The sequence below is a fragment of the Pseudoalteromonas sp. Z9A5 genome, from assembly GCF_011378875.1.
Lineage (GTDB): Bacteria > Pseudomonadota > Gammaproteobacteria > Enterobacterales > Alteromonadaceae > Pseudoalteromonas.
The window spans coordinates 74347-82935 of sequence record NZ_WTLC01000022.1 but is presented as its reverse complement, the minus strand read 5'-3'; the positions used below and the strand labels follow the sequence as shown (position 1 = coordinate 82935).

Genomic DNA, 8589 nt, shown 5'->3' with positions numbered 1-8589 from the left:
ATACACCCAACCCGTAGGTGCGAATTTACTTCGCGCTCATGGCTCATGTAATGTGGCTTCAATGTTTAAAAGCGAGGTGTAAAACCTCACCTACATCAATACATACACCCAACCCGTAGGTGCGAATTCACTTCGCGCTCATGTAACTTAGCTTTAATATTTTAAAAGTAAAAAGCGAGGTGTAAAACCTCACCTACAAAGCAAAGAAAGCGAGGTATAAACCTCACCTACATCGCCAATACATTCAGCATAAATCAGAGTTTATTTTACTTAGTTTTTAAGTTAACCACATTATCTAAATTTTTATCTACTGTAAGTTTTTCACTTTTAGCATTCCATACTAAATCGCAAATACCATCGGTTGGGTTAAATCCTGTTGGCGCATCAAGCAATAATTGGCGTATTTTTTCATGCTCAAAGTTATGGCACGCATTATCCATATCATCAATAAACACGTTAAGTTCGCTAAGCGGTAACATAATTTCTTGAGCGGTCATTATACGTTCGTGCGAGGTTTGAGCTACGCTATCGCCAATTAAAAGTTCTTCATAAAGTTTTTCACCTGGGCGAAGTCCGGTACATTGTATTTCTATATCACCGTGGGGGTTTATATCGCTTTTAATATCGAGACCCGAAAGCCTAACCATTTTGGTAGCAAGGTCTTTAATTTTAACAGAGTCCCCCATATCCAGAACAAATACATCACCGCCTTTACCCATGGCACCTGCCTGTATAACCAACTGAGCAGCTTCGGGAATGGTCATAAAATAACGGGTAATATCAGGGTGAGTGAGCGTTATAGGTCCGCCTTCTTTTATTTGCCTACGAAACAAAGGCACAACAGAACCCGACGAGCCAAGCACATTACCAAAACGAACCATGCAAAAACGAGTGTTATGCTTACTCCCCTGCTCTTGCGCTAAACCTTGCAGCACAAGCTCAGCCATACGCTTTGTAGCGCCCATAACATTCGTTGGGCGTACGGCTTTATCGGTAGAAATAAGTACAAAGGTTTCTACACCTGCATTAATCGCCGCTTTTGCAGTGTAATAGGTACCAAACACATTATTACGCACGCCCTCTACAACATTATGCTCAACAAGCGGTACATGTTTGTATGCCGCTGCATGATAAAGAGTTTGTACACCAAAGGTTTTCATAACCGTTTCAATACGGTTAATACGCTGTACCGAGCCCATCATTGGGAGTAGCTCAATATCTAAATTATTTTTAGCTATATATTCACATAACTCTTTTTCGATTGAATATAAACCAAATTCGCTTAGCTCAAACAACACTAATTTACGTGGATTTTGTTTAATTATTTGCCTACATAGCTCAGACCCAATAGAGCCACCGGCTCCAGTAACCATAACCACTTTATTGGTGATATTTGCGGTCATTAAATCGGGTTTAGGGGTTACTGCATCGCGCCCTAGTAGGTCTTCAACTCCAACATCGGTAATTTCAGCTAATGTTGCTTTACCTTCTACTATGTCGGCCATACCCGGCATCGAAAGTACTTTAATTGTTAAAGGTTCTAACTGCGCTAAAACCTCTTTACGACGAGATCTACTCGCGCTAGGAATAGCTAATAAAACTTTAGTCGCTTTACGTTTAGTTATTAGCTCATAAATACTTTTAAAACCAAGTACAGGAATACCTTGTATTACAGAGCGATGCTTTGCTTTATCGTCGTCAATAAATGCACATACAAAATACTCTGGTCCTGCACTAAGGGCCGTAGCTAACTGCCGCCCTGCAGAGCCTGCACCATAAATAATTACCGACTCTTTTTTGCTTGTTGTCATTTTACCTATAATGGCACGTACCAATACACGCGAACCACCAACGGTTAATAAACATAACCAAGCAAATATAAACGGCATAGTACGCGGTATATTTACATTTATAAAAAAGGCGATTAAAACTAAGCTCACCGTTGTTATTACAGTACCAAGTACTACAGCCCATATAGCTTGTGAGTTCATGTACCTAATTACTGCACGATAAAGCCCAAGTTTTACAAAAACATATAAGCTAGTAGGTATTAACATGACAAGTAACAGCCAGTTACTTGCTACTTTTAATGGCTCAAGGCTATCGAGCCTAACAATAAGAGCTAGCCAAAATGCAAGCATAATAAATATCGAATCAATACATAAGGTAATAATTCGCTTTTTAGCGCGTGATGAGTTTAAAATTAAACGTATAAAACTATCCACAGCAAGTTCCCTATTGTTACTTTGTATAACAATTAATTAATAAAAGAGGATTAACATAAATGTTGTTTAAATTTGTGAAATATAGATAAGAAGCAACCAAAGCTCTAAGCAAGATCAAAATACTGTTATTTAAAACCACTGATTAAAAGTTATAAATTTAATAATAAAACAATTCACAACTTTAGTACCCATTTTAAAAACTTACAAGCATTTAAGCTAAATAGTGACAAAAACTCATTTAACAAAAGCCACCTTGTGTTTTTATTAAACAACTTTAAATTATTTAACTCTATCGCCACTACCACTGCCGGTTACGGTCATAAGTATATATTTAAAGTAATTACTTAAATTTAAAGTATCGATCATTTCACGATCTGTTTTAGCAAGTAACTCAGGTGTCGACATGTCAATTTCGCTCACTTGTGCAAGGCCAGTAATACCAGGACGAACTGTAAAAATATTATGAGCTTCGCGCGCTTGCGTAAGTTCATCCTGATTAAACAAACCAGGTCTTGGACCTACTAAACTCATTTCACCTTTTAATACATTCCATAATTGCGGGAGCTCATCAAGCTTGGTTTTACGCAAAAAACCACCGAAAGGCGTTATTGATGCCGTACTCGCTAAATGACTAGCAACCGATGCAGTATCTATAGTCATAGTTCTAAATTTAATGAGTGTAAATGGCTTTTTATTGCGCCCCACACGTTCTTGTATAAAAATGGGTGAGCCAGTATCAAACAGCCCTATTATGTATAAAACAACTAAAAATGGTGAAGCAAAAAGCAAACCAAAAAGTGAGAACAAAAAATCGAGTAATCTTATCATCTATAAATCCATTAATTAGTAAAGGTAGAAGTTATTTAAAACAACGACGAATACCTTCGTCTAGGGTAATTGGTGGTTTCCAGTTCAGTGTTTTTTTTGTATGCTCAATATCAACAGTTAATGAACTAGAAAACTTTTCTACAGCTGCTTTTTTTCCAATTATGGAGGCTATCAACTTCAAAAGTGACACCGGCACGGGTAATAGCCAAGGCTTTTTTCCTGCAGCTAGTGTTAGTTTTTTTAAAAGATTTGATGTCGATATGTTTTCATCATCACTAGCTAAAAAAGTTTGATTAGCAGCATTAGGATGTTCAATACAAGTAATAAGTAAATCAATAACATTATCTAAAGCAACGTAACTTCTCTTGTTATTAATCGCACCTAATGGAAGAGGTAAATTTTTTTCTGCAATTTTCAATAATGTACCAAAGTTACCAGGCGCGCCTTTCCCATAAATTAATGGACTTCTGATAATAACGATTTCCATACCTGTATTAGAGCCAAGTTTAATAAGTTCGTTTTCAACATCAACTCTAACTTTTGAAGAATAATCTATTGGGTTTAACTCTACATTAATATCAATGTGCGCTTGGTTACCGTATACGCTTACTGTACTTAAATAAATAAAACGCCTAACTCCTGCATCAGCAGCCTGTTTTGCCAATCCGAGCGCTGCTTTATGATTAACCTTATGGATATAATCTTCATTGACATCATACTTATGTGCAACTGCAGCAAGGTGTATAACAACAGATATTTTATTTAAGGAAACATTAAAGTTTATATCGTTTTCAGCTGAAAAATCCTTTGTTTTATACCAATTACTATTTTGAGAACTTTTTTGAGAAAGAAAATAGAATTTTTGTGCGCGCTTATCATTAGACAAAAATTGCCCAACAAAGCCGCTTGCGCCCGTAACTAAAACTTTATCCATTTATAACCTATTTAGAAAACTGTATATTTGATATAAAAAGCTTTACAAAGAAGAGGTATAGTGTGTTGTTCTTCTTTTTTAGTAAACTTAAAATAGTAAAAAGTATCGTATTTATAAAAGACCTAAAAAAGCTAAGCCCTTCAAGATTGCGCAGTATGTAATAATAGGATTGAAAGGCATCTTTTTTATTTGATGATAAAGATGCATTATGAACACGATAATTAGCTAACACCTCACCTACGTTATATGCGTAATCGAACTTTTTAAGCATATTCAACCAAAGTGCAAAATCATGTCTTTTCTTTGTTTCAGGAAAGTAAAATTTACCAAATAAAGTTGTGTCATAAACAACTGTTAAGCAACCAATAAAGTTGGACTTTAGCATTTGCTTGTAGTTAACCCGAACAGGTGCAGTAATTAACGTATTATTTTTATCATTATAAAATTGTTGATAATTAGAATAGCTAAAACCGACATTATTTTCTGTCATAAATTGAATATGCGAACTAAGCTTATCAGCATGCCAAAGATCATCAGAATCAAGAAAAGCAATATACCTACCTTTAGATTGTTCAATTGCCACATTTCGACTACCAGCACCACCTAAGTTCCGTATATTATTAATTAATTTTATACGCTTATCATTTAAGTAAGGCGTAATAACATTAACCGTTGAATCACATGAATTATCATTTACTATAATTAGTTCCCAGTGCGTATAACTCTGGTTTAATATACTTAATATAGACTCACTAATATAATCAGATGAGTTATAAGCTGGCATAACGATTGAAACAAGAGGCATACTATACAATTCCAAAAAATTTAAGACTTAGTCGAATTAACATTTATTAAATCATCAGGCTCACTCATGCGACTTAATAACACAGCAAAAAACGTAATATCAGCCAAGCTAGCACCCCAGAATAAAAAATATTGTGCTGCGGAATATATTAATAAAGGCATTAAAACAAATAATTTTTTATTTCTTAAGAGCAATAAAATAGATAGAGGTAAAAATAAGAGAAGCCACGAAACACCACCAACAATATAAAAAATCATTAAATAAGAATTATGAGCGTGCATTTTCCCATATAAATCGAAAGAAAGATAATCTCTAAACCCAAAGTTACCTAAGAAAAAGTTATCCATGGCAACTTGTATATACTTAGACCAAATTATATCTCTACCTGATATTTCAACCTGACCTTTCCCCCTTGTAAATTGATCAAAAACCCCTGATAGGTCATAAAAAAGCATTAAAGCCAAGGCTATTAAAGAGAAAACCATAATCCCAATTAAAACATTTTTATTTTTAAGTGCCTTAAGAGCAAACAAAAGGAAATATGCAAAAAATGCAACAAGTCCACTTCTCGAAAATGAAACAACTAGAGCAAATAAAACCATCGTATAAAATAATAACTTTAAAGAAAGTTTAATTTTATTAGCGAAATACAACTCAAATAGAACTAGCGCTATTAACGCATTACCGGCAAAAGAAGAGCTATTATTGGACAGACCGAAGACTCGGTTGTAATAAAGCAATTCACTCTCATAACCGGAACCTTGTGAAGTACTAAAAAAGCTTTTAATTCCTAATAAATATTGAATATAGCCACAAACAATCTCAAATAAAATAAATAAAATCAGGAATTTAGCTACCTTCTCATTTAAATAAAGAGCACAAAAAAAAGAAAACAAAAGAGATATTTGGATTGGTAAAAAGTTATCTCTAAAATTTATATCACCAAAGAATAAAAACAAACTTGATAAACTAAAGATAAGTGAAAGAGAAAGGAGGAAGATAGTTCCTGTTGCTATTTTTTTATCTTTACTCTCTATAGCACCTATAAAAAAAAGCAGGAAAGGAAATAAATAATAAAAGAAAGCAGGTAGCATAGCGGTGCTTGGTAAGTAAAAGCACAAAGAAACGATAAAAACATTTACATGGCTTCTTACACTAATTCCATCATACAATTCATTTTCTCTATAAAAACCCACTAGGTCTTTCCTTTTTTATGAAATAAAAACTAAAGAACTGACTAAAAAACAACAGACTTAGCCATGATAAAGATAATGATAAAGCGACCCCATAACTACCATATTCTTTAAATAGTATGTCCATGGTTAAAATTGATAAAGTTAAGGAAATCAAGGATGATAGATTTATTAATTTATAACACTCTAAACTATACAATCTAGCTGAAAAAATAAGATACAAACCTTGCATAAAAAAAGAAATTAACAATACAGGCATTATTTTCAGTGATTCACTATAACCATCTGGATACAAATAAGTTATATACATAAACCCAATAAAGTACACAACTACAGTTAGTAACAATAAAGTAAAAACACAAATAAAATAATGCTTCTTTGTGATTTTAGCTTTATTTGAAAAATAAAAGGATGTCCAAAACCTATTACCTGAAACACATAAAACACTTAGAATCATAGCCACCTGCATCGCTACATTATAATAGACAAAGCTAGAATCATCCGCTTTTGATGCCATAAAATATCTGTCATATACAAAACGTATTGCATTAACTAGTATATGAAGAATAATTGAAGATATAAATACTGTATATAATCGAGTATCCTTAAAGCTCATTTTAAATTTTGATGTGACTGTTTTTCTTTCAAAAATATAAACAAATAAAAGTAATGACAACTGAATAAAAATACAAATTATAAAAAACACTTCATTAATATGATTGCTATAAATAAAAAAAGAACTTATTAGAGGAATATAAAAACTAGCTTGAAGAGAAAGCATTATAATCCCATAATACATACTCTTTTGCTCAGCTTGAAATCTAACAGCCATAACTTGACCAATCGATAAGTTAAAACCTATTATTATTAAGTAAAAAAGTTCCCCCTTCGAAAGCAACAACCCATCGCCATATAAAAAATTAAAAAGTGAAACAGTAAAAACAACAATAAAAGAAGGTAGTAATGCACTTGGGATGTTTAGCTTTTTATCTTTATTATCTGTAAGGGTAATCAGTACTTTTGTACTTACTCCTAGCGGGAATAACGTAAGGAAAAAACTTAGTAGCAATATATACAAAGAAACGGTTTTAAATTCTGACATTGTCAATGTTTGAGCTAAAAAGGGTAGAATTAAAAAAGGCATTAATTTAATGCATATGTCAAAAAATAAATATCCGAAAATCTTTTGTATAAATTGATTAACTATAGGCAACTTCATTATTTAAACTTCTCAAGAAACAAAAGGCGTTCATAATGCTGTATATCACGTTTTTTAAAACATTTAGCCGGAGATCCACCAGCAATTTCACAATAACCTATATTTGACGTAACAACAGAACCAGCTTGTATAATTGCTCCATCATTAATATTAACCCCTCCCAAAATCAAAACATCATCACCTATCCATACATTATTACCTATAACTACTTTTTTATGTATTACTTTATTCCCATAAGGAATGTAGTCATCGTTATCGTAGTCATGGTAAGAGGTTATTATTTTGCAACCACCACCAGAGTGAAAGTTATCGCCTATAATAACCTCTCCAGAACCTCGGATTCGCATGCCATTAAAGTGGCAGTTATAACCTAGTTTGGTAGTTTTTGATAAAATTGAAAAGCCGTTAACAAACACTTTTCCGTCAAAGCTTTTAATTCTCATTTTATTTAATAAAGTATATATAAATCGTTTCATTCTTGTACTTCCAACTCACAAATCCCTGCTAACTTCATAACGTTATGACATATGCCAATTGAATTTATTACTTCATCACTTGGTAAAGTAAACAACTTACTAATGAAGTAAAAATCAGAGCCTTTATGCGCATTAAAAATATTTAGAAGTGCCGTAGAATAAAAACTAATAAAAATGCCTTGTGGTGCTTTATTTTCATAAAAGTAACTTTCAATACTAGTAGGTAGAGAAATCACATTGAATCCGGCTAGCTCTACCTGTTTAATTTTACTTTGCGACTCTGAGCGATGCATATAGTAATTGAAATTTATGTATTCACCTTTATAAAGGTCTATAATTTTCTTTAGCTCAAATATATATTCATCTTCACTAATAAAGCCTAATTCGACTAGATGCTGACCAATAAAAGAAACACTTTTATTGCGTTCGTAATTACTAAACTTGGCTATTTCTTTTTTTAAAACATCAAAGCTACTATCTTTATTTTTCACTATAGGGAGTGAGGTATAAATAGTGCAGTTAACCTTCTCTAACTTAGAAACATGAGATAGTAGATACAAACCGTCATCTACTAGGTAAATTGTCTTATTAAAGTATTTTGAAAGTTTGATTAAAGGACGGCAAACAATTGAACGAGCATCACCAATAATTAAGCTTTTAGCCGATAACAGTAAATAAAAACACTTAAAATAAAAGTACATTAGTAATGGTACTTTTTTTATTCCTCGAGCCGGTAAATAAAAAAACATCACATCTGCATTTAATTTATTTAACATATATTGTTTTTGTTGTATTTTATTTCCGTTATCTCTAACTAATATTTTTCTATCTTTATTTTTTATACCTAATGTATCAAACAAAGAGAGACTATTTTGTAATTGATAGGGGGATTCTATTATTGCTAACATT

8 protein-coding genes are annotated in these 8589 nt (G+C 32.6%); all 8 read right to left on the bottom strand.

Annotated features, from left to right (window positions below; translation table 11 throughout):
- Window positions 1-266: 266 nt before the first annotated feature.
- Complete coding sequence (locus GQR56_RS12710) at window positions 267-2225, bottom strand: nucleoside-diphosphate sugar epimerase/dehydratase (RefSeq protein ID WP_166112045.1); 1959 nt, start codon at window positions 2223-2225, stop codon at window positions 267-269.
- 279 nt (window positions 2226-2504) lie between these two features.
- The gene (locus GQR56_RS12705; protein WP_166112042.1) at window positions 2505-3053 is read right to left on the bottom strand and encodes a sugar transferase; all 549 of its coding nucleotides are present in this window, start codon (window positions 3051-3053) and stop codon (window positions 2505-2507) included.
- Between the two features lie 31 nt (window positions 3054-3084).
- Entirely contained in the window at window positions 3085-3987 is a 903-nt protein-coding gene (locus GQR56_RS12700) for an NAD-dependent epimerase/dehydratase family protein (protein WP_166112039.1), read from the bottom strand.
- 7 nt (window positions 3988-3994) lie between these two features.
- A complete protein-coding gene (locus tag GQR56_RS12695; RefSeq protein ID WP_166112036.1) occupies window positions 3995-4792 on the bottom strand; it encodes a glycosyltransferase family 2 protein in 798 nt (265 codons plus the stop codon).
- A 20-nt stretch (window positions 4793-4812) separates the two neighbouring features.
- Window positions 4813-5988 carry an O-antigen ligase family protein gene (locus GQR56_RS12690; RefSeq protein WP_166112032.1) on the bottom strand — a complete coding sequence of 392 codons (1176 nt, stop codon included), beginning with the start codon at window positions 5986-5988 and terminating at the stop codon, window positions 4813-4815.
- A complete protein-coding gene (locus GQR56_RS12685) occupies window positions 5975-7204 on the bottom strand; it encodes a hypothetical protein (protein ID WP_166112028.1) in 1230 nt (409 codons plus the stop codon). Before GQR56_RS12685 ends, GQR56_RS12690 begins: the two co-directional genes overlap by 14 nt.
- Entirely contained in the window at window positions 7204-7680 is a 477-nt protein-coding gene (locus GQR56_RS12680; RefSeq protein WP_166112025.1) for an acyltransferase, read from the bottom strand. The genes GQR56_RS12685 and GQR56_RS12680 overlap by 1 nt, the downstream gene beginning before the upstream one ends.
- Window positions 7677-8588: a hypothetical protein gene (locus GQR56_RS12675; RefSeq protein WP_166112022.1), complete on the bottom strand. Its 912-nt coding sequence runs from the start codon at window positions 8586-8588 to the stop codon at window positions 7677-7679. The genes GQR56_RS12680 and GQR56_RS12675 overlap by 4 nt, the downstream gene beginning before the upstream one ends.
- Window position 8589: the final 1 nt, after the last annotated feature.